21 protein-coding genes are annotated in these 21,522 nt (G+C 64.5%); 15 read left to right on the forward strand and 6 right to left on the reverse strand.

The window, feature by feature from the left end; all coding sequences use genetic code 11:
- Window positions 1-4 precede the first annotated feature (4 nt).
- Complete coding sequence (locus DIE08_RS07495) at window positions 5-1,204, reverse strand: PLP-dependent aminotransferase family protein (RefSeq protein WP_124901478.1); 1,200 nt, start codon at window positions 1,202-1,204, stop codon at window positions 5-7.
- A gap of 97 nt (window positions 1,205-1,301) precedes the next feature.
- On the opposite strand from DIE08_RS07495, the gene DIE08_RS07500 reads away from it, so the two are divergent.
- From DIE08_RS07500 to DIE08_RS07540, 9 genes are all read left to right on the forward strand, one after another.
- Window positions 1,302-1,520 carry a hypothetical protein gene (locus DIE08_RS07500; protein WP_124901479.1) on the forward strand — a complete coding sequence of 73 codons (219 nt, stop codon included), beginning with the start codon at window positions 1,302-1,304 and terminating at the stop codon, window positions 1,518-1,520.
- An 848-nt stretch (window positions 1,521-2,368) separates the two neighbouring features.
- The gene (locus DIE08_RS07505) at window positions 2,369-4,393 is read left to right on the forward strand and encodes a hypothetical protein (RefSeq protein ID WP_260436471.1); all 2,025 of its coding nucleotides are present in this window, start codon (window positions 2,369-2,371) and stop codon (window positions 4,391-4,393) included.
- 103 nt (window positions 4,394-4,496) lie between these two features.
- Complete coding sequence (locus DIE08_RS07510; RefSeq protein ID WP_124901480.1) at window positions 4,497-6,005, forward strand: NAD(P)/FAD-dependent oxidoreductase; 1,509 nt, start codon at window positions 4,497-4,499, stop codon at window positions 6,003-6,005.
- Window positions 6,002-6,454, forward strand: a complete 453-nt coding sequence (locus DIE08_RS07515) for a GtrA family protein (RefSeq protein ID WP_124901481.1) — start codon at window positions 6,002-6,004, stop codon at window positions 6,452-6,454. Before DIE08_RS07510 ends, DIE08_RS07515 begins: the two co-directional genes overlap by 4 nt.
- Window positions 6,455-6,616: 162 nt before the next feature.
- Window positions 6,617-6,946 (forward strand): LuxR family transcriptional regulator, encoded by a 330-nt coding sequence (locus DIE08_RS36530; RefSeq protein ID WP_124901482.1) that lies wholly within the window; start codon window positions 6,617-6,619, stop codon window positions 6,944-6,946.
- Window positions 6,947-7,171: 225 nt separating this feature from the next.
- Window positions 7,172-8,518 carry an MFS transporter gene (locus tag DIE08_RS07525; RefSeq protein ID WP_124620681.1) on the forward strand — a complete coding sequence of 449 codons (1,347 nt, stop codon included), beginning with the start codon at window positions 7,172-7,174 and terminating at the stop codon, window positions 8,516-8,518.
- A gap of 56 nt (window positions 8,519-8,574) precedes the next feature.
- A complete protein-coding gene (locus DIE08_RS07530) occupies window positions 8,575-9,546 on the forward strand; it encodes a dipeptidase (protein WP_124901483.1) in 972 nt (323 codons plus the stop codon).
- A 25-nt stretch (window positions 9,547-9,571) separates the two neighbouring features.
- Window positions 9,572-10,144, forward strand: coding sequence for a DUF5943 domain-containing protein (locus DIE08_RS07535; protein WP_124901484.1), 573 nt, complete (start codon window positions 9,572-9,574; stop codon window positions 10,142-10,144).
- 35 nt (window positions 10,145-10,179) lie between these two features.
- Window positions 10,180-10,752: a PAS and helix-turn-helix domain-containing protein gene (locus DIE08_RS07540; protein ID WP_124620675.1), complete on the forward strand. Its 573-nt coding sequence runs from the start codon at window positions 10,180-10,182 to the stop codon at window positions 10,750-10,752.
- 125 nt (window positions 10,753-10,877) lie between these two features.
- Here DIE08_RS07540 and DIE08_RS07545 read toward each other — a convergent pair whose 3' ends face one another.
- The 4 genes from DIE08_RS07545 to DIE08_RS07560 all read right to left on the reverse strand — a co-directional run bounded on the left by DIE08_RS07545 (window position 10,878) and on the right by DIE08_RS07560 (window position 15,766).
- Complete coding sequence (locus DIE08_RS07545; protein WP_059601807.1) at window positions 10,878-12,050, reverse strand: FAD-binding oxidoreductase; 1,173 nt, start codon at window positions 12,048-12,050, stop codon at window positions 10,878-10,880.
- A gap of 193 nt (window positions 12,051-12,243) precedes the next feature.
- Entirely contained in the window at window positions 12,244-13,395 is a 1,152-nt protein-coding gene (locus DIE08_RS07550; RefSeq protein ID WP_124901485.1) for a branched-chain amino acid ABC transporter substrate-binding protein, read from the reverse strand.
- 429 nt (window positions 13,396-13,824) lie between these two features.
- Window positions 13,825-14,016 (reverse strand): CsbD family protein, encoded by a 192-nt coding sequence (locus tag DIE08_RS07555; RefSeq protein ID WP_059601065.1) that lies wholly within the window; start codon window positions 14,014-14,016, stop codon window positions 13,825-13,827.
- Window positions 14,017-14,173: 157 nt separating this feature from the next.
- Window positions 14,174-15,766 carry a helix-turn-helix transcriptional regulator gene (locus DIE08_RS07560; RefSeq protein ID WP_124901486.1) on the reverse strand — a complete coding sequence of 531 codons (1,593 nt, stop codon included), beginning with the start codon at window positions 15,764-15,766 and terminating at the stop codon, window positions 14,174-14,176.
- 386 nt (window positions 15,767-16,152) lie between these two features.
- Between DIE08_RS07560 and DIE08_RS35540 the strand changes: the two genes are divergently transcribed.
- The 4 genes from DIE08_RS35540 to DIE08_RS35545 are packed head-to-tail and all read left to right on the forward strand — an operon-like array spanning window position 16,153 to window position 17,118.
- Complete coding sequence (locus DIE08_RS35540) at window positions 16,153-16,317, forward strand: hypothetical protein (protein WP_162840554.1); 165 nt, start codon at window positions 16,153-16,155, stop codon at window positions 16,315-16,317.
- A gap of 56 nt (window positions 16,318-16,373) precedes the next feature.
- A complete protein-coding gene (locus DIE08_RS07565) occupies window positions 16,374-16,721 on the forward strand; it encodes a BON domain-containing protein (RefSeq protein ID WP_124620670.1) in 348 nt (115 codons plus the stop codon).
- 53 nt (window positions 16,722-16,774) lie between these two features.
- Complete coding sequence (locus DIE08_RS07570) at window positions 16,775-16,972, forward strand: CsbD family protein (RefSeq protein WP_059601059.1); 198 nt, start codon at window positions 16,775-16,777, stop codon at window positions 16,970-16,972.
- On the forward strand, window positions 16,969-17,118 hold the full coding sequence (locus DIE08_RS35545; RefSeq protein WP_156429781.1) for a hypothetical protein: 150 nt from the start codon (window positions 16,969-16,971) through the stop codon (window positions 17,116-17,118). The genes DIE08_RS07570 and DIE08_RS35545 overlap by 4 nt, the downstream gene beginning before the upstream one ends.
- Window positions 17,119-17,196: 78 nt before the next feature.
- Here the strand turns inward: DIE08_RS35545 and DIE08_RS07575 are convergent, their stop codons facing one another.
- The gene (locus DIE08_RS07575; protein ID WP_124901487.1) at window positions 17,197-18,225 is read right to left on the reverse strand and encodes a DUF1338 domain-containing protein; all 1,029 of its coding nucleotides are present in this window, start codon (window positions 18,223-18,225) and stop codon (window positions 17,197-17,199) included.
- Between the two features lie 228 nt (window positions 18,226-18,453).
- Here DIE08_RS07575 and DIE08_RS07580 point away from each other — a divergent pair, with 228 nt between their 5' ends.
- Entirely contained in the window at window positions 18,454-19,404 is a 951-nt protein-coding gene (locus DIE08_RS07580; protein ID WP_059601054.1) for a LysR family transcriptional regulator, read from the forward strand.
- A 489-nt stretch (window positions 19,405-19,893) separates the two neighbouring features.
- Entirely contained in the window at window positions 19,894-21,522 is a 1,629-nt protein-coding gene (locus tag DIE08_RS07585; RefSeq protein ID WP_124620667.1) for an NADP-dependent glyceraldehyde-3-phosphate dehydrogenase, read from the forward strand.

The following is a 21,522-nucleotide window of genomic DNA, read 5'->3' on the forward strand; positions in this document are numbered from 1 at the left end:
CTCCTCACGCGGCCAGCGCCGCACCATACGCGCGCACGAGGCGCGCCACGCCTTCCCGGATCGCGTCGACGTCGGGCGCGGCGAACGACAGCCGCAGCGAAGCGGCGTCGACGTTGTCCGCGAAGAACGCCTTGCCCGGCACGAACACGACCTTGTTCGCGATCGCCTGTTGCAGCAGCACGTCCGACGACACCGCGCCGATCCGCGCCCACACGAACATCCCGCCTTCGGGACGATGGAACGTGATCGCATCGCCGAAGCCGTCGCGCAGCGCGTCGCACATCGCATCGCACTTGCGCTTGTAGGCCGCCGTGATGCGCGGCAGATGACGCTCGAGCGCGCCGGCGGCGAGATATTCGGCGGCGGTGGCTTGCGTCCACGGCGCGCTGCACAGGTCGACCGTCTGCTTCGCGATCACGCAGCGCCGTACGATCTCGGCCGGCGCGATCGTCCAGCCCACGCGCAGCCCCGGCGCGACGATTTTCGACAGGCTTGCGAAGTGCACGATCCAGTCGCGTGCGCCTTCGACTTCGTTCGCGAGCGCGAGCATCGACGGCACCGGTTCTCCCGCGAAACGCAGGTCGCCGTAGGGATCGTCCTCGACGATCAGGAAACGGTATTGCACCGCGAGGCGCAGCAGCTTCAGGCGGCGTTCGCGCGCAAGCGTCGCGCCGGTCGGATTCGCGAAGGTCGGCACCGTGTAGAGCAGCTTCGGCTGCACGATCGCGCCGGATGCGAGTTGCGACGCGAGGCGGTCGGCATCGAGGCCATCGCCGTCGACGGGGATCGTCACGATGCGCGCCTGCTGCAGGCGCATCGCCGACAGCGTCGCCGGATACGCCGGTTGTTCGGTCAACACGACGTCGCCCGGGGCGACCATCACGCGCAGCAGCAGATCGAGGCCCTGTTGCGAGCCGGTCGTGACGAGCAGTTCGGCCGGCGTGCACGTCACGTTGCGGCGCGCCATCAACGCGATCAGTTGCTGCTTCAGTTCGGCAAGGCCGTCGGTCGGGCCGTATTGCAGGCAGCGGACCGGCTGCGCGTACGCGCGTTCGGCAGCCGTGTTCAGGCCGTCGACGTCGAACAGGTCGCTGGCCGGGTAGCCGCCGGCGAACGAAATCATCCCCGGCTCGGAGAGGTACTTGAACAGCTCGCGGATCGGCGAACCGGCGGGATTCTGGAATGAGGGCGTGAACGCGTACATGTCGTCGTGATCTGGGTGGCGGAGACGGCCGGGATAGCCGACAGGGGCCGCCCGCCAACGCGCGCTTCTGGCGCAACGGCGGGAATTCGAGCCACGATTGTCGATAGTCATTAACGCCGCGGCAAACGATATCTATGCACTAGGTCTTGCGGTTTGGTCATCAATTGGCGGCAGCAGGCCGGTGCTTGCCGGCGGTGCGAAAGCACGCGACCGGGTGGACCGTGTGGTCGAGATGACCGGCGGTTCTCGATCCGTTGCCGACTTTCGGCCCAGCGTGATCGCAAGGGCATTTTCCAAAGCAACGTTTCAAATCTGAAACATTGCGCACGTTCCGGTTGTCCGGGCGCACCCCATGCGCACATGCGCCGACACGACCGCTGATTCCCGCCATGCTCGCGGTCGGCGAGTGCCTGGTTGCCTGTCCGACACCGAGGACTCGCTCGCCGGGGGAGGGTCTCGCCATCGCTCGCCGGCCTCTGCTTCAAGATCAAAACCGATCGTGATGTGCCCGCCGTCCACGTTCAACCGCGCCGCGATGGACTGCCGAGCCGATCCGGTGGTTTCAAGACTGACACATTTCGCACGACAACCGGGACTTCGGCTCGCATCGATGCCGCCTCATCAGCCTGGAACGCACGCTCCGAACGCCGTGGCACGCTCCGTGCGTTCGCGTCAAACGCGCTGGGCCAGCCGTCCCGGCGCTTAACCAAAAATTTCTACAGAGTCCGCGTCCGATGCACCAGTAAAAGCGCTTTTTCGGTGCAGGACGCATCGGGGGACACGATGAGAACAAGCATCATCATTTCGATCGCGGCGTCGTCGGGGATGAGCAGCGGCGCAGCAACGATCGCACCGGGAGCGGTCTCCGGCAGTTGCCGGACATTCCGACAGGCATCCGCGCGGAATCAGAAACCGCGGAAGTCTGTGCGCGCACGACCGCACCATGCCACCTCTCACGTCGTCGGCATGAGCACCCGCGTATCGCGGGCTATGGACTGCAAGCCGCAACGCACGCCCTGAGCGCCGCCCGGCCTTTCACCGAAAGGCCCGGACCGTCAGGATGTACCCGCCGCCATCAGCGAAGCCTGAACCCCTCGTTTCGCTCCGCCGCGTACGGATTGCCGGGCTCATGAAATATCGTCGATAAAAGTCTTCCATTCAATCATGAATCGGACTCAGAAACGACCTTATTCGGTCATCGCACTTGCGCTTTCGCTGGTCGTTCTGTTCCTGATAACTCACCCTTATACAGGCATTCGACACGACGCGATCCTGTATACCGCGCAGGCGCTATATAACGCTCATCCCGAGAATTTTTCGCACGACCTGTTCTTTGAATATGGCTCCCAGGATCGCTGGACGATTTATGGCCGAATCTTCGCGAAGCTCGTCTCAGCGTTCGGACTCCGCGCGAGCAATCTCGCGTGCCTGATCGCAGCGCAGGCACTCTGGTGGAGCGGCATGTGGCGGCTGACAAAGAAACTGCTGCCCGAACCATGGCATTGGCTCGCATTGTTCTTCGTTGCCTGCATGCCGTCCGATTACGGCGCCGGGTTGATCTTCTCGTACGACGAAGGCTTTCTCACCGCCCGGCTTCCCGCCGAAGCGCTTGGCCTGTGGGCGCTTGCGTCGATGCTCGAGCGCCGATATCGCATTGCCATTGCGCTGACAATCGTCGCAACTGCCGTTCATCCGCTGATCGGCGGCGCTTCGTTTATCTTCGTCGTACTCGGCCGGATGCCACGGGCGAAGTGGTGGCGGCTATTGCCGCTCGCGCTGATCGCTTTCGCCGTCGTCCAGATGCCGCCGTTCAAGGCGCTGCACCTGTATCCGTTCGATCCGGAATGGCGGTCAATCGCGCGCTACAACGCGCCATTCCTGTTTCCGACCTTATGGTCGCTCACTGAGTGGAGCAAGGTGTGTTGGGCTATCGCACTTCCTGCGACGCTATGTGCGACCCAAGTTCAGGATTACCGGACGCTGTGGTCGAACCTCACGCTGATCGGTGTTGCCGGTGTCGCGCTAACCACGATCGCGGACTTGACCGGACAGGACGCGGTCTGGATACAGCTGCAACCTTGGCGCGCGCTGTGGCTGCTGACGTTGATGCAATGGCCTGCGGCGATATTGCTCGTGCGACGCGAGTGTCACACGCAACCGACGCTGATCTGGTTGTTCGCGATTTGCTGGCTACTGCTCGACGTCGGCGGTGGAATCATCGCGCTGGCAATCTCCGTGGCGCACAACGCGACGGCCGGACGGCCGGCACCCGGCGCTCCGAGGGCACTTCTCAGCGACCTCGCCCCGGCACTTCGCTATACGTGGATCGGCACGACGCTCGTTGCCGCGACGGTCTGGATCGTCTTCCAGTGCGCGTATCAGGTCGGTCGCGTCGCATATCCGACCGGCAGCGTGATGCTGGACATCCCGTGGCTCGAAACGCTCATTCACACGCACCTGGCCGTCACACTGGTCGCGTTGTTCGTCATGCTCAATCTGTCGCGAAAACGCATCGCGGTCATCGGCCTGCCCGTCATGCTGGTCGCATTCGCCGGCTACGGACTTGTCAATATCGACCAGCGCTCGGAACCGGCCAAGATCATGGAAGCCGGCGCCGACCGCGCGGACCTCGCGCCATTCGAAGGTACGGTCGCACGCGGCGACATCGTCTATTGGGACGGCCCGGAGGACGAAGTGGTCTATCCGTGGCTAATGATGAAGACGTCGAGCTATTACTCGTCGACACAGGCTGCAGGTCTGATCTTCCACCGCCGGACTACCTTCGAGGCCGTACGGCGGGTCGAACTGATCAAACAAGACCCGTATGCCGCGCGACCACGCGGCGACAACGGCACGGAAAAAAAGTCGACCGTTTTCGTGTCCAAGTATGAATACGTTCCGCTGACCCGAGCGGGCATCCAGCACATCTGTGCAGACCCGGTGCTGGATTTCATCGTGTCGCATCAGCGCTACCCGGAGCTGGTGACCCGCTACGCCTGGTCACCCGAACCCAACAACACTGTCTGGCTGTACGACTGCCGCAGCATCAGGACGACTGCCGCAGCTCGGAACGCGTCATTCGTGAGCACGCAACAAGCCAACAAGATCAACGCGGTGCCCGCGCGACCACCAACTGCCGCTCGAGGCGATGCATCCCGATCTCGCTCCGCGCCAGCACACGACGTTTGAACGGGAAATCCCAATCATCGATTCGACATGGCAGTTTGCCGTCCAGCTGGCGCGGCCGATACGAAAGTCAATGGACCAGCGATCTAAGACTCGGGGTGACAACATGGATCAATCGGTTGACGTACTCATCATCGGCGCGGGGCCGGGCGGCCTCACCGCCGGCTATCTGCTGACCAAGCAGACCGAGCTGTCGGTCGCACTCGTCGAGAAGGATCCTCACTATGTCGGCGGCATCAGTCGTACCGAACGGTTCAACGGCCACTGCTTCGACATCGGGGGACACCGCTTCTTCTCCAAATCCGCGGACGTGGTCGCACTGTGGCATGAACTGCTGCCGGACGACTTCATCGAGCGCCCGCGCAGCTCGCGCATCTTTTACCGAAACAAGTTCTACCGTTACCCACTCGACGGAATCGAGGCCCTGCTTAATCTCGGCATCATCGAAAGTACTCGCTGCGTGCTTTCGTACCTTGCAGCCCGCGTCAAGCCTTGCCCGAACCCGAAGTCCTTTCATCAATGGGTCGCCAATCAATTCGGAGAACGACTTTTCTCGATCTTCTTCAAGACGTATACCGAAAAGGTCTGGGGCATGTCGTGCGACGAGATTTCGGCCGACTGGGCCGCGCAACGCATCAAGGGCCTGAGCCTGTCTACCGCCATCGTCAGTGCAGTGAAGCGCTCACTCGGCATCCGGTCGCGCAAGACCCAGGTCAAGACCCTGATCGAATCCTTCCATTACCCGCGCCGCGGCCCCGGCATGTTGTGGGAAGCCGCCGCCCGGAAATTCCAGGATCAGGGCGGACGACTGATGATGGGACAAGCTGCCGGTGCGATGCACTACGACTGCCGCGCGCAGCGCTGGCTCGTCGAAACCCTCGGCCAGGACGGCCAGATAAATCGCATCAGCGCGCGTGACGTGGTGTGCACCGCGCCGCTGCGTGAAACGCTTAACGCAATTTCACCCGCTCCGTCATCCGCGGCTGCGGCGTCGAAGCTGCAGTATCGAGACTTCATCACGGTCGCACTGATACTCGATAGGCCCGCCACATTCACGGACAACTGGATCTACATCCACGACCCGTCCGTCAAGGTCGGGCGCATCCAGAATTTCGCGTCGTGGTCGCCCGAGATGGTGCCGGACGCGGCGACGGGCGGTTGCCTCGGACTCGAATACTTTTGCTTCGACGGCGATTCGATGTGGGAAAGCAGCGACGCCGATATCACCGAACTTGCGATCGTTGAACTCGCGAAAATCGGTCTTGCAACGCGCGACCAGATTCGCGGATCGCGCGTCGTTCGTCAGCCGAAAGCATATCCCGTGTACGACGACGAATATCGCGACATCGTGGATCAGGTCCGCACGGATCTGGCCGAGCACTATCCGAACCTGCATCTCGTCGGCCGTAACGGAATGCACAAGTACAACAATCAGGATCACGCGATGATGACCGCGATGTTGACCGTCGAGAACATCGTCGCCGGGCACAAGCTTCGCGACGTCTGGGCCGTCAATGAGGACGCGGAATATCACGAGAGTGGCAGCGAACCGCAAGCCGGCGCATCGGGGTTGCGCGCGGTCCCGGCCCGCACTGTTCAGTGGGGGCGGACATGATGTTTTCCAGCTATTTCGTCGTGAGCGCACTGTCGCTCGTCGCCGACTGGTCTCTGTTCCTCGCGCTGACCTCGACCATGCAGATCGATGCCGGAATGTCGGCGTGGATGGCGTACCTGATCGGCGGCGTCGTGAATTACATGCTTTCGCGCCGCTTCGTATTCCGCTCGGAGACGACAGGCCGCCGGCAGCTCGGCGAAGCGCTGCTGTTCGCGGCGAGCTGCGGGTTCGGTTCGCTGCTAACTGGGGGCATCGTGCACGTTGCTTCGGCACTGCTCGGCAATAACGCCGCGAAATGCATCGCGGTGACGGTCAGCTTTATCACGCTGTATCTGATTCGCAGGGTCGCCGTATTCCGGGTGCCGGGACCGCATGTACCGGCCACCGTATTGGCGACTGAGCGCCGGGAAGTCGGCGGGGATGCGCGCGTCGAGGCGACGGTTCGTTGAGGGCTGTGTGCGAGGCGGGTGGCCAGGGTCTGCGCAGAATTCCCAGCACACCCGCGGCGTCCGCACTTGAGGCAGAGCCGCGTTTCGTCCACGTCCGTCCGGCCCGCACACGCCGCGACACCATCAACGCCATGACGCCGGGCGGACACGCCTGCGTGCGATGTGCGAGCACTTGGATTCGAGTATTGTTCGTTCGGCCTGCGCATTCCGTTCCCGGTGACCAATCCGCAGTTCATGCTGCAGCCCAATTATCCGGAGCCGTGGGTCAAGCGCGATGTGAGTCAAAACTACTTTGCCGTCGAGTTGACAGCTCGCGAGCGGGAGTCGCTGCAATGGTCTGCTGCGGGGAAAACCTACGTCGAGATCGGCAAGATCATGCATGTCGACGAGCGCACCGTGAAATTTCACCTCGTCAATGCGATGCGCAAGCTGAATGCGACCAACAAGACCGAAGCCGCGGTCAAGGCGACCATTCTGGGACTCCTGTTCTGACGCCCTTCTCTTCATCGGCCGCGCGCCGACTTTTACAACGCAGCGCCATGCTCGCGGGACGGTAACACCGTCAAAACGGCAACCCCGGTTGCCCGGTTCAATGGTCGGCAGCCTCGCAGCCCACCCTGATTACCTAGGTAATTGACACGTATAGACCTAGGTAATTGTCCTCCTTACCATGGTTTTCGACGCGAATCCAAGCGCCCACATAAAGAGGACACGACCATGACCACCCAGGACGTCGATACCAGCACGCTACGACGCGTGATCGCCGCAGCGTCGATCGGCAATTTCGTCGAATGGTTCGATTTCGCCGCATACGGCTTTCTCGCCACCATCCTGACGCGCGAATTCTTCCCCAGCGGCGACCCAACGATCGGGCTCCTGAAGACTTTCGCGGTGTTCGCGGTGGCCTTCGCATTCCGCCCGCTGGGCGGCCTCGTCTTCGGCGTGATCGGCGACCGGATCGGACGCAAGCGCACCCTCGCGCTGACGATCCTGATGATGGCCGGCTCGACGACGTTGATCGGCCTGCTCCCGACCTACGCGAGCATCGGCTACTGGGCACCGTTGCTGCTCACGATCATTCGCTGCGTCCAGGGGTTCTCCGCAGGCGGCGAATACGCCGGCGCATGCGCGTACGTGATGGAACATGCACCGCGCCGCCGCCGCGCCTTCTTCGGCAGCTTCGTGCCGGTATCGACCTTCTCGTCGTTCGCTTGCGCGGCGGTGGTGGCCTATCTGCTCGAATCGTCGCTGTCGTCGCAGGCCATGGTCGAATGGGGCTGGCGCGTGCCGTTCCTGATCGCGGCACCGGTCGGCCTCATCGGCGTCTACCTGCGTGTGAACCTGAATGAAACGCCCGCGTTCCAGGCGCTCGAAGGCAAGCACGACATCGCGCATGCCCCGCTGATGGAAACGCTGCATTCGCAGTCGTTGAATATCCTGAAGCTCGGCGCGTTCGTTTCCGTGACGGCGCTGTCGTTCTATACGTTCACGACGTATTTCGCGACCTACCTTCAAGTGGCCGGGCACTTGTCTCGCGGCACGTCGCTTCTCGTGACGGTGCTCGCGCTCTTCTTCGCCGCGGCCCTGTGCCCGGTCGCCGGCTTGTTCTCCGACCTCGTCGGCCGCCGCGCGACGATCGCCACGACCGGCATCTTCATCATCGTGTCGGTTTATCCGGCGTTCTCGCTCGGCGGCTCGGGCGTGCTGTCGCAATCGCTGATCGGCGTCGCGCTGCTTGCGATCGGCGCGGTGTTCTCGGGCGTGGTGACGGCACCGCTGATGTCCGAAGTGTTCGCGACGAAAACGCGCTACACGGCATCGGCGATCACGTACAACCTCGCCTACACGATCTTCGGCGGTACCGCGCCGCTCGTCGCCACGTGGCTGATCTCCGCGACCGGCACGAACCTGTCGCCCGCGTACTACCTGATCGCCGTGTCGCTCTTCGCGATGATCGGCGGCCTGTCCCTGCCGGAAACGTCGAAGACGGCACTCGAGGAAGCCGGTCCGGCGATCGCGGGCGCCGCCCGGTCCGCCAAGCGCGGCGTCGAAGGCGCCGTTTGAGCACGGGCGCCGCTTCCGCAGCCTGTCCGCAAGCATCCAACGCATCGACAGACACCATGACCAGCCTTCACGACTCCAGCATCATCATCGACGGCCTGAACATTTCCCGATTCGAGCGTTCGGTGTTCGAAGACATGCGCACGGGCGGCGTCACGGCCGTCAACTGCACGGTCTCCGTGTGGGAAGACTTCCAGAAGACGATCGACAACATCGCGGAAATGAAGCAGCAGATCCGCGAATACAGCGAAATCCTCACGCTCGTGCGCACGACGGACGATATCGTGCGCGCGAAGCGGGAGAACAAGACCGGCATCATTCTCGGCTTCCAGAACTCGTATGCGTTCGAGGACAACCTCGGCTATATCGAGGTATTCAAGGAACTCGGCGTGAATGTGGTGCAGCTCTGCTACAACACGCAGAACCTCGTCGGCACGGGTTCCTACGAACCCGACGGCGGGCTGTCCGGATACGGCCGCGAAGTGATTCAGGAGATGAACCGGGTCGGCATCATGGTGGATCTCTCGCACGTCGGCGCGAAGACGTCGTCCGACGCGATCGCCTGTTCGAAGAAGCCGGTCACCTATTCGCACTGCTGCCCGTCCGCGCTGAAGGCGCATCCGCGCAACAAGACGGACGATCAGCTGCGCGAGATCGCGGAAGCAAACGGCTTCGTGGGCGTGACGATGTTCATGCCGTTCCTGCGACGCGGCGCCGACGCGACCATCGACGATTATCTGGAAGCGATCGAATATGTGATCGACTTGATCGGCGAGGACAAGGTCGGTATCGGCACGGACTTCACGCAGGGCTACAGCACCGAGTTCTTCGACTGGATCACGCACGACAAGGGCCGCTATCGTCGCCTGACGGATTTCGGCAAGGTCGTCAATCCGGAAGGCATCCGAACGATCGGCGAATTCCCGAACCTCACGGCCGCGATGCAACGCGCCGGCTGGAGCGAATCGCGCATCCGCAAAGTGATGGGCGAGAACTGGCTGCGGGTGTTCGGCGAAGTCTGGAACGGCTGAATCGCACGACGCATACACACCCGCCATGCAACCGCAATTGCCCATCGACGTCGATCCGGACTCCGGTGTCTGGACCACCGACGCGCTGCCGATGCTGTACGTGCCGCGTCACTTCTTCACGAACAATCATGTCGCCGTCGAGGAAGCGCTCGGCCGCGCCGCCTACGCGTCGATTCTCTACACGGCCGGCTACAAGTCCGCCCATCACTGGTGCGACAAGGAAGCGAAGCAGCACGGCATCGGCGGCATGGCCGTGTTCGAGCATTATCTGAAACGGCTGTCGCAGCGCGGCTGGGGCGTGTTCAGCATCGCGGAAGCCGATCCGGCGACGTCGCATGCGCGCATCCATCTGCACCACTCGTCGTTCGTGCTGGCGCAGCCCGACAAGCACGGCAAGCTCTGCTACATGTTCGCGGGCTGGTTCGCCGGCGCGATGGACTGGGTCAACGACACCGCGCTCGACACGGCGAGCAAGGGCCCGCGCGCGCATGCTTCGGAGGTCCGGTGCGCGGGAGAAGGACACGACTGCTGTGTCTTTCATGTCGGGCGCAAACCGTTGCAAGCGCTACAATCCGACGGGAGCGAACCCGCCCGATAGCCTTGGTCCGAACACGGTTCGGACCCGTCGACAAGATGCCGACCATGACCGACACGATGCCAAGCCTCGACTACGAAGATCTCTTCAGGCATCTGCCCGTCGCGGCCATCGTCGCCAGGGAACGCATCATGGTCGACTGCAACGAGAAGGCGCTGCAACTGTTCCGGGCGACCCGCGACGACATCATCGACCAGTCGTTCGCGAAGCTGTATCCGCAGCAGAAGGACTTCGCGACGACGGGCCGCCGCCTCGCGCCGCTGCTCGCGAAACATGCGGGGTTCAGCGACGACCGCATCATGCGTCGCGTCGACGGCAGTCATTTCTGGGTCACCGTGTGCGGCTTCGGCTACAACCCGAAGCGGCCCTTCGAGCTGGCCATCTGGACCTTCACCGACCTGTCGGAGAACGCCAAGCATCCCGACGTCACCAGCACCTTGACCGATCGCGAGCGCGACGTCGCGGCATTCCTGGTTCACGGGCTCACCAGCAAGGAAATCGGCAAGGAACTGAGCATCAGCCCGCGCACGGTCGATATTCATCGCGCGAGCTTGTTGAGGAAATACGAGGTACGCACGACCCACGAACTGATCGCGTGCCTGCTGGCGTGAGTTGCGCGCGCGAGAGCGGCGCATCCTGCATCCCCGCTCCGAAAAAAAAGCCCGGCAAAGCCGGGCCAATCAGATTGAGACACAAGGAGAATCCCGCCCACCCCACACCGGGCGGTCACGCCGCGCTACACGACGTTCTTTTCGACGATCGGCCGGTTTTCGAGCACACGCTCCCAGCCGAGCGACGACAGGTCGAGCGATTCATACCGCCCGCCCAGGATCAGTTCACTCACTCCACGCCCCGTCGCGGGCCCTTGCTGCAGCCCGTGCCCGCTATACCCGTTCGCGAACACCACGTTGTCGAGTTCGGGGTGATATCCGATGATCGCGTTGTGATCGAACACGTTGTACTCGTAGTACCCGGACCAGCAGTTCTCCACGCGCAGCGCTTCGAACTCCGGCACGCGATTCGCGAGCGTCGGCCAGATCACCTCGTCGAACAGGTCGTGATCGACCTCGTCGAGCGGCAGGTCGTCGGGATCGCGATCCGGGCTCGGCGATGTTCCGCAGATGTACGTGCGCCCTTCCGGCCGGAAATACACGCCCGTCGGATCGATCAGCAGCGGGCAATCGGTCAGCTTCGCCGGCGACGACACGTTGAAGATGCTGCGACGCCGCGCATACACGGGGATGTCGATGCCCATCATCGACGACAGCGTGCGCGTCCACGCACCGGCCGCGTTGACGAGCGTGTCGCATGCGTAGCGCTCGCCGTCGTTCGTCACCACGTGCGTGACCTTGCGACCGTCGCGAACGACGCCGGTCACATCGGCCGGCACATACCGCGCGCCCAGTGCCTGCGCCTTCTTGCGCAGCGCCTGCACGAGCCCGTAACCGTCGAACCACCCTTCGCCGCTCACGCCATAGCAGCCCGACACGAGATCGTCGACGTTCAGCCAGGGAAACTTCGCGCGCAGCGCATCGCGATCCATCAGCAGGATATCGGCGCCGAGCTTCGTCTGCAGCGCATGGTTCTCGCGCAGCGTCGCATCGCCCGCCGGCGTCGCGAGAAACAGATAACCGCCTTCGTGCAGATCGATCGACGGCCGCGTGCCGTCGACCTCGAGCCGTTCGCCGATCGTGCGCAGGAAGTCGATCCCGAACAGCGACATCTCGATCGACAGCGGCGTCGAGAACTGCTGGCGAATCGACGCGGCCGACAGCGCCGACGACGACCTCGCATAGGTGGGATCGCGTTCGATGACGGTCACGGACACCGTCGGATCGGTAGCACGCAGGAAATAGGCGATCGAGCTGCCGATCACACCACCGCCGACGATGACGACTTGAGAACTCACGACTGACTCCAGTTGCACGTGAAAGGCGCGGCCGGCCGGCCGCGCCGAAGGTTGTTCGTGCCGCGTCGCGCGCGGCGCCGTGCGAGCGGACCACCCGGCGAATCGCCCCGACGTGCGCCGCGACCGCATCCGATCGCTCCGGCTATTTCAGCACGTCCTGCGTCGCCGCGAAAGTCCGCGCGCGTTCGGGTATTCAGTCCGCCGTTTGCGTGGTGACGGGCTGCCACGCGGCGTTCTTCACTTCATACAGCGTCGAGCTCGGGTTCTTCAGGTCGCCCGTGTTCGTGAACGCGATCGTGCCGGTGATGCCGTCGTAGCGCGTGCCCTTCAGCGCGCCGTTGAAATCGGCCGGCTTCGTCGAGTTCGCCTTCTGCATCGCGTTGATCGCGATCCACGTCGCGTCGTACGCGAACGGCGCATAAGCGAGCATGTCGACGCCGTACTTCTGCCTGAACTTCGTTTCGAACTGCTTGCCCTTCGCGAGACGCGCGAGCGGCTGCCCGTATTCCCACACGGCCGCGCCTTCGGCCGCGTTGCCGGCGAGCTTGATGAAGTTCGCGTTCATCACGCCGCCGCCGGCCAGGAACTGCGCGCGGATGCCGAGCTGGCGCATGCGCTTGACCAGCATCGCGGACTGCGCGTCGAGGCCGCCGAAGAACACCAGGTCGGCATTCGTGCTCTTGATCTTCGTGAGCTGCGCGCTGAAGTCGACGGCCTTGTCGTTCGTGAATTCGCGCGCGACGATCGTGCCGCCGTTCGCCTTCGCGGCCTTCTCGAACTCGTCGGCTTCGCCCTGGCCGAACGCGGTGCGGTCGTCGATGATCGCGATGCGCTTCGCCTTGGTCACACCCGCCGCATACGAACCGGCGTTGCCGGCGTTCTGCGCGTCGGTCGCGATCACCCGATACACGGTGCCGAGCCCGGCGCGCGTGATGTCCGGATTGGTCGCCGACGGCGTGATCATCGGAATGCCGGCCTTCGCGTAGATCTTCGACGCGGGCAGCGTCGTGCCGGAATTGAAGTGGCCGATCACGACGGCCACCTGCGCGTCGGTCAACTGCTGCGCGGCCTGCACGCCGATGCGCGGATCGCTCTGGTCGTCCTGCGACGCGACGACGAACTTCACCGGCTTGCCGCCGATCGTCGTGTGCGCGGCGTTCGCTTCATCCACGGCCATGCGCACGCCGTTCTCGATGTCCTTGCCGTACGCGGCGCCGCCGCCGGTCAGCGGCACGGCCACGCCGACCTTGACGACCGTCTCCTGCGCGTGGGCCGCGCCCGTCTGGAATGCGAGGATCGCGGCGGTCAGTGCAATACCGGAAAGCGAACGAATGCGGAACGTCATCAGCCAATCCTTCTTCTGTGGGTCGGGATGCGACGCGCGATCATCGCGCGCCGGCGACCTCCCGCGTGCCGGTGATTGTTCTGTCGCCGGCCTGGCGCCGATGGCGCGTCACTTGCCGGTCGATCTTCGCGGTTCCGTCTCCGGGAAACCTGTCGGCGCGAAAGAGGTGAACCGATTGTGGGTAGCCAATACGCGTGCAGCAAACGAAATATCGGAACTACGTTGTGAGGAATTGTCATCAAGTGCCGACGCTGCCGACGGCACGCGGCCCGCGCGACGGCGGGCCGGGGAGAAGAAACATCAGCGGGGTGCGCGCTTGCCCCGTTGCACCGAGGCTGCGCGGGGGTAATGCCGATGAAGCATCATCACCGAATCAGGCAGCGGTAACGCTCGGCACATCGCGCGATCCGGTCGATGACGCGGGGCCGGTCAATGCCTATCGGTGCCCGTCTGCTTGCGCACGGCATCGGCCGCCTCGCCGGCCTTCTCCTGGACCTCGCCGGCCTGCTGTTCGGCCACGCCTTCCGCTTCCGTCTCGCGGTCGCCCGTCACCTTGCCGAGCGCTTCCTTGACCGAACCCTTCACTTGTTTGAGTTTGCCTTCGATGCGATTCCTGTCCATGGTCGTCTCCTGCGATGAGTTGGGGAGAGAGAGCCGACGGCACGGCAGCCTGCGCCGCACCGCCGAGTGGACAGGATCGCAGCCGCGCGCCGCGCGCGGCAGATGCGGATGCACCAGCCTGCATGGTGCATTCGCACCGATGGCCCGACGCCCGGCGTCAGTCCTTGCCGCTCGCGCCGCCCTTGTCGCCGCCCTTGTCGCCGCCCTTGTCGCCGCCCTTGTCGCCGCCCTTGTCGGCGCCCTTCTCGCCCCGCACGCCGTTCGTGTCGGACGCGCCGACGATCCCCCGCTCGCGCGCCCACACGATCGCCTCGCCGCGGCTATGCACGTCGAGCTTCGCGTAGATCGTCGCGACGTGATTGCGGACCGTGTTCGGCGCGAGCCCGAGGCGAGCGGCGATCTCCTTGTCGGCGAGGCCGTGACACAGCAGGTCGAACACGTCGCGCTCGCGCGCGGTGAGGTCCGACAGCTGCGCGCCCGCGTCCGGCGCATTCGCGCGCCGCACGTTCGCCAGTTTTTCGATCAGCGTGCGGCTGAACCACGACGCGTCCTGCATCGCGGTCTCGATCGCATAGACGAGCTCCATCTCGGTGCGCTTGCGGTCGCTGATATCGAGCAGCGCGATCAGCAGGCAATCCTGCCCGTGAATCGCGACCGGTTCGGCCGACACGACGCAATCGCGCACGTCGCCGTCGCGCGTGCGGATCTGCACGTCCGCGTTGCGCACGTTGCCGTCGCGCGCGAGCTGGCTGTCGATGCGCTGCCGGGCCCCGCGGTCGGCCCACAGCCCGATCTCGTCCGCCGACTTGCCGAGCAGATCGTCGCGCGCATGGCCGGCCATCCCGACGAAGGCATCGTTCACGTCGAGCAGCTCGAAGCGGCCGGCCGTGACGATCGCGGTCGCGACCGGCGCCATCCGGAACGCCTTCGCGAAACGCTCTTCGCTCTGCCGCAGCGCGAGCTCGGCCTGCTTGCGCGGCTCGAGATCCATGAACGTGAACAGCATGCACGCCTCGCCGTTCATGTCGATCGGCTGCCCGGCAACCACCACCGCCTTCGTGCCGCCGTCCGCGCACTTGAGCACGGCCTCCATCTGCGGGATCGTCGCGCCGTCACCCAGCCGCTCGATCGCGAGTTCGCGCCGCTCGGCCTGTTCGAGCACGTCGACTTCGTAGACGGAGCGGCCGAGCACGTCGTCGCGCGCATGGCCCGTCATCTCGAGGAAGCCTTGATTGACCTTCACGTAGCGCAGGTCGTCGAGCCGGCAGATCACGGCCGGCGCCGGGTTCGCGTTGAACGTGCGCTCGAAGCGGTCCTCGGCGCTCGCCCATTCGGTCGCATCGTGCAGCACGAGCGCGAGGCAGTCGGGCTCGCCGGCCGCGTTCGTCAGCACGAGGCTGCGGATGCGGTGGACCCAGCTCACGTTCTCGTCGGCGGCCGATTCGACTTCGACGGTCACGTCGCTGAATTCCTCACCCGCGATCACGCGATCCATCGGATAGTGGCCGTCGCGCACCGGATGATTGTTCCGGTAGCGAAGCCGGAAGCGCTCGCGATACTCGGTGACGTCCGCGCCGAGCGCGTCGAGCTCGGTGACGCCGTGCATCGCGAGCGCGGCCTCGTTCGCCCACACGATGCGCTGGTCGGGCTCGATCAGGATCACGCCCTCGGCGAGCCCCGCGATGATCTGGTGCAGCTGGCGCCTGTCGGTATGCGACTTCAGCGCCTGTTCGTTTACGCGTTCGTCCATTGATCGGTGGTCCACATGGTCGACATGGTTGACGGGCCGGTCGCCTCCGCGCCAACCTGCGCCGGCTGGCGCGTGCACGCGATGATCGCGTGCGGCCGATGCAATCGACAGGCGCGGATGCACCATGCGCAATAGTACATTCGCACGCCGCGCCGCCTGCGTGCGCTATCCCGCCTAACTGCGCGCGGCACGACTGGCGCACCGATCATCCCGCATCACGCGCATCACGATGCACGTCCCGTTCCCGCTCCTTCGTTCCGTCCCCGTGCAAACGCACTAGCCGATCCGGTGAATTTGCGCGATGTCCGCGTGCAGTCGCGCCGGTACGCTGGTAGTGCATCGGCGCCCATGCGCCGCCCTTTCATACCGCAGAGGAGGATCCCCTGATGAAGCTGCATCAGACACCCGATCCGACGCGACCCGAGCCGGCCCCGGACCATCCGCCCGAACCGTCGCCTGGCACCGATCCGCCGGTGCCGCTGCCGCCCGACGTGCCGCGCCCCGACATGCCGCCGCGCGAGCCCGGCTACGACACGCCGATCGCACGGTAACGCGCGGCGCGCCTGCGCCGATTCCCATCCACCACGTCAATCGAAGGAGCACATCCATGAACAAGACCTCGAACCTGTCGGCGCTGCTCGCCGTCAGCGCGGCGTTCCTGCTTTGCGCCGCCCCGCTCACGAACGCACAGGCATCGTCGTCGACCGACGACGGCATGAAGGCGGAATCGAACCAGCCCGTCACCGACACGTGGATCACGACCAAGGTGAAGAGCGAACTCGCGACCACGGATGGCGTGAAAAGCGTCCACGTCAACGTGAAGACGGTCGATGGCGTCGTCACGCTGACGGGCGTGCTGCCGTCGAAGACCGCGGTGAAGAAGGCCGTCGCCGTGACGCGCTCGATCAAGGGCGTGAAGCACGTCGACGCATCCGGCCTGAAGGCGAAGGCCTGAACCGTCGCGCGGCCGAGCGTCGCGCTTTTTTCCCCTTATTCCAGGAGCACACGATGAACGAAGACAAGATCAAGGGTCAATGGAAGCAGTTGACCGGCAAGCTGAAGGCCAAGTGGGGCAAGCTGACCGACGACGATCTCGCGGTCGCCGAAGGCAACCGCGACTATCTGGCCGGCAGGATCCAGGAGCGTTACGGGATCGCACGCGACGAAGCCGAGAAGCAGTTGAAGGAGTTCGATCGCGACCTTTGACGCGACGTCGCCTCACCCCGCCGCGATGCGTCCTGCATCGCGGCCACGCGGAGGACCACGACATGGGCAAATATCTGATCGCATGGCTGCTCGGCGTACCGCTCGGCGTGCTGGTGCTGTTCTATCTGGTCACGCACCTGTTCTGACGATCGCGCCGCCCATCCAATGCAAACGGGCCGGCGGCTTTCAACAGCCGCCGGCCCGTTTGTCTGTGTGCATCGCGTCTACTTCGCCGCGTTCGCCGTCATCTTGAAGATCCCCTGCGCGTTGCCCGCGTCGAAACGCAGGTCCGTCACCCAGCGGCGCGCCGCCTGGTCGAACGTGCGGCGGCGCGTGATGAACTCGTAGAACGAGCCCGGCACGTTGCGTTTCACGGTCCCGCCGTCGCGCGTGCGGAATTCGCGCTCGACGATGTCCGCGCGATAGGCGGTCTGGAACACGCGGCCCGAACGCGAGCGCTCGACTTCCGGCTTCATCGGCCGGCCCTTCGCCTTCTCGTCGTCGGATAGCTTGAACACGTCGGCCACGCGATCGGTCGCATGGTTGAACGCATTGCCTTCGGTCGCGATCCACGCCATCTCGGCCGATTCGAGCAGCAGCGTCTCGTAGTCGAGTTCGTTCGGCAGGTCGTGCTGGCGCGCGAATGCGCCGACGATCTCCGGCAGCAGCGCATGCGCGGCGTCGAGCGGGAGCCAGCCTTCGCGCTCGATTTCCCACAGCAGCGCGACGGACGCCGGCGACAGCGGATCGCGCGACGAGCTCACGACATTCGTCACGGCCTGCTGAAATTCCTTGGAAAAGCGCTCCGGATGCAGTTCGCTGACGAAGAACTGCGCAATCTCGTCCGGTGCGTCTTCATGCGCATACGCGCGGCCCGTCATGCCGAGCTTGTCGAGCGGATAACGGCCGTTCAGGCGGAAGCCGAGCGGACGCAGGATGCGCGTGAACGCGGCTTCGCCCGGCGGCAGCGCGCCCGTGTGCGGCCAGCGCACCGTTCGCAGCGCGCCGTGGTCGAAGTAGACCGAGCCGCCGTTTTCGATCGCGTCGGCCGTGTACGCGCGGCCGTTCGCCGAACGTTCGAGCAGCCCTTCGAACAGCGCCATGTTCATCGCCTGCGCGATTTCCGCGCGCGTGACGACGTCGGTTTCCCATTCGTCGAGGATGGCCGGCATGTTCAGGGTCGCGAACAGGGCGTCGGTCTTCGCCTGTCCCAGCAGCTTCGTCAGCAGGCTCTCGATATTCGGATTGCGCATCAGGATTCTCGTGTTTCGGGGGACCGCCGGCAAGCGTGCCGGCAACTCGATTGGCCGGCCGCCCAGCGGGCGCCTGGCCTTGCGTGGGATGCATTATTCAAAGGGTTGCAGCGGGGCGTAAAGCGAGATTAAATTGAGACGTGATGAGTTTTTGGAATTATCGGCCGTCTCCGCACTCGTCCTCCGGCCCGCCGCGGGCGGGTCCGTTCGTCAGACAAAACGAGCATCATGCGCAAATTCAAGATCCCCAACATGGGTGCGCTCGTGGCTTTCGAAGCCGCGGCGCGCCACGAGAGCTTCACGCACGCGGCCAAGGAACTGTTCCTGACCGAAAGCGCGGTATCGCGGCAGATCGCGACGCTCGAGGCGAGCCTCGGCGTGCGACTGTTCGCGCGCGTGAAACAGCGCGTCGTGCTGACGCGCGCCGGCAAACTGTATGGCACGCAGGTGCGGCGCGCGCTGGAGGCGCTCGATCGCGACACGCTGTCGATCATCGCGCACGGCAGCGGCGGCGGCTACCTGGAGCTCGCGGTGCTGCCGACCTTCGCGTCGCACTGGCTGATCCCGCGCATCAAGAGCTTCTATGACCGCACGCCGGACGTGCGCGTGAACATGGGCAGCCGCACCGACCTGTTCTCGTTCGAGGACACGCACTTCGAAGCCGCGATCCACTACGGCAAGCCGACCTGGCCCGGCACGTCGTCCGATTACCTGTTCGGCGAGGAAGTCGTGCCGATCTGCTCGCCCGCCCTGCTCGACGGGCCGGTCGAACGCGTGGAGGATCTGCTCGCCTATCCGCTGCTGCACTCGACCACGCGTCCCGGCGCCTGGGCGCAATGGTTCGAGACGCACGGCATCGAGGACATCCGCACGATGCAGGGCGTGCGCTACGAGTTGCACACGATGCTGATCAGCGCGGCCGCGGCCGGGCTCGGGATCGCGCTGGTGCCGAAGTTCTTCGTCGAGGAGCAGTTGCAGCAGCTCGGCCTCGTCGTGCCGTGCGACGCGGCGACGGTTGGCGATTCGGCGTACTACCTCGTTTATCCGACGGAGCTCAGTCACAGCAAGCCGCTGGAGTCGTTTCGTGCATGGTTGCTGGAGCAGGCGAGCGCGTATGCGGCGCCGGGGCGGGACGAGAACGAAATGGAGGACGATGAAGACGACGAGGACGTCGAATAACGCGAGGCATCGCGAGGTCGGGCGACGCGGGTGGCCGGCTGCGAAAGTCCGGTGCGCGCCGGGCGGGCAACCCCGACCCGGCGCTCCGGGCAGCCGACCTCGCTTCGGCAGCGCGGCGGACCTTCTCTCATTTCTTCACTGCGTGTGTTTTCTCTCAGGTTCCGGGGCAATTTTTGCTTCGCCGCGCCGGGCCATTATCCGCCCAATCCGGCCGAAGTGAAACGTTTGCGCATGCGCCGGGCGACTTATACCCGCCATTCGGACACATTCCTTCAAATAGCTTACGTATCGTGCGATCGCGTTCGGCAAATCTTGCAATCGGTTCGGCGTTCCTTTTAAATGGAACTGGTTCCACTCCGCGTTTCGGCCATGCCGCCACGTGACGCCGCTTCGTCCGCGCGTCATGATGCCGATTCAGGTTCGAGGATCGTTCAGCTCAGGATTCCGCATCGCCCGTCCTTCCCGGACACCCCGTCAAACGAGACCGTCATGCCCGATTCCGCCTCCCTGCAGCAGCTGTTTCCCGCCTATCAAGACATCCCCGCCGAGTTCCGGCTCGCCGCGCCGATCCACCAGCGCGTGTCGCTGGTCGACGGCGAGTTGCGCCCGTGGGACGGCGCGACCAAGACCGTGCTGTCGCCCGTGTGCGTGCGCCAGCCGGACGGCAGCGTCGCGCAGATGGAGATCGGCAGCTATCCGGTGATGAGCGAGACGGAAAGCGATGCGGCGCTCGACGCCGCGGTGCGCGCGTACGACTCGGGCCGCGGCGAGTGGCCGACGATGAAGGTCGAGCAGCGCATCGCGTGCATGCAGGACTTCATCAAGCGGATGGTCGCGCAGCGCGAGCTGGTCGTGAACCTGATCATGTGGGAGATCGGCAAGAGCCTCGCCGATTCGCAGAAGGAGTTCGACCGCACCGTCACGTACATGACGCAGACGATCGACGCGCTGAAGGAGCTCGACAACGCGAACTCGCGCTTCGTGATCGCGGAAGGCACGATCGGCCAGATCCGTCGCACGCCGCTCGGCGTCGTGCTGTGCATGGGGCCGTACAACTATCCGCTGAACGAGACCTTCGCGACGCTGATCCCCGCGCTGCTGATGGGCAACACCGTGGTGTTCAAGCCGCCGCAGTACGGCACGCTGCTGTTCGAGCCGCTGCTCGAGGCGTTCCGCGACGCGTTCCCGAAAGGCGTGATCAATACGATCTACGCGCCGGGCGCGGTGGTCGTGCCGCACATGCTCGCGTCGGGCAAGATCAACGTGCTCGCGCTGATCGGCTCGAGCAAGGTCGCCGATCACCTGAAGAAGCAGCATCCGAAGTCGCACCGCCTGCGCGCGATCCTCGGCCTCGATGCGAAGAACGCGGCGATCGTGCTGCCCGATGCCGATCTCGATCTCACCGTGAAGGAGTGCCTGCTCGGCGCGCTGTCGTTCAATGGCCAGCGCTGTACCGCGCTGAAGATGCTGCTCGTGCATCGCTCGATCGTCGACGAATTCCTGAAGCGCTTCACCGCCGCGCTCGAACAGCTGAAGATCGGCATGCCGTGGGAAAAAGGCGTCAGCATCACGCCGCTGCCGGGCATGCATCGCACCGCGTACATGACCGACGCGATCGACGACGCGAAGGCCAGGGGCGCGCAGGTCGTCAACCATTCGGGCGGCGAATTCAGCAAGACGCTGTTCTACCCGGCCGTCGTGTATCCGGTGTCCGAAGGGATGAAGCTGTATCGCGAGGAACAGTTCGGGCCGATCATTCCGGTCGCGCCGTTCGACGACGTGGAAACCGCGCTCGACTACGTGACGACGTCGGAGCACGGCCAGCAGGTCAGCATCTTCGGTTCCGATCCGGCGCAGATCGGCGCGCTCGTCGATCCGCTCGTCAACCAGGTGTGCCGCGTGAACATCAACTGCCAGTGCCAGCGCGGGCCGGACGTGTTCCCGTTCGCGGGGCGCAAGGATTCGGCGGAAGGCACGCTGTCGGTGACCGACGCGCTGCGTGCGTTCTCGATCCGCTCGATGGTCGCGGCGAAGCAGACCGACGGCAGCAAGCAGCTGCTCGATTCGATCGTGTCGGATCACTACTCGAAGTTCATCAACACGGGCTTCATTTTCTGA

The organism is Burkholderia sp. Bp9004 (assembly GCF_003858025.1).
Lineage (GTDB): Bacteria > Pseudomonadota > Gammaproteobacteria > Burkholderiales > Burkholderiaceae > Burkholderia > Burkholderia diffusa.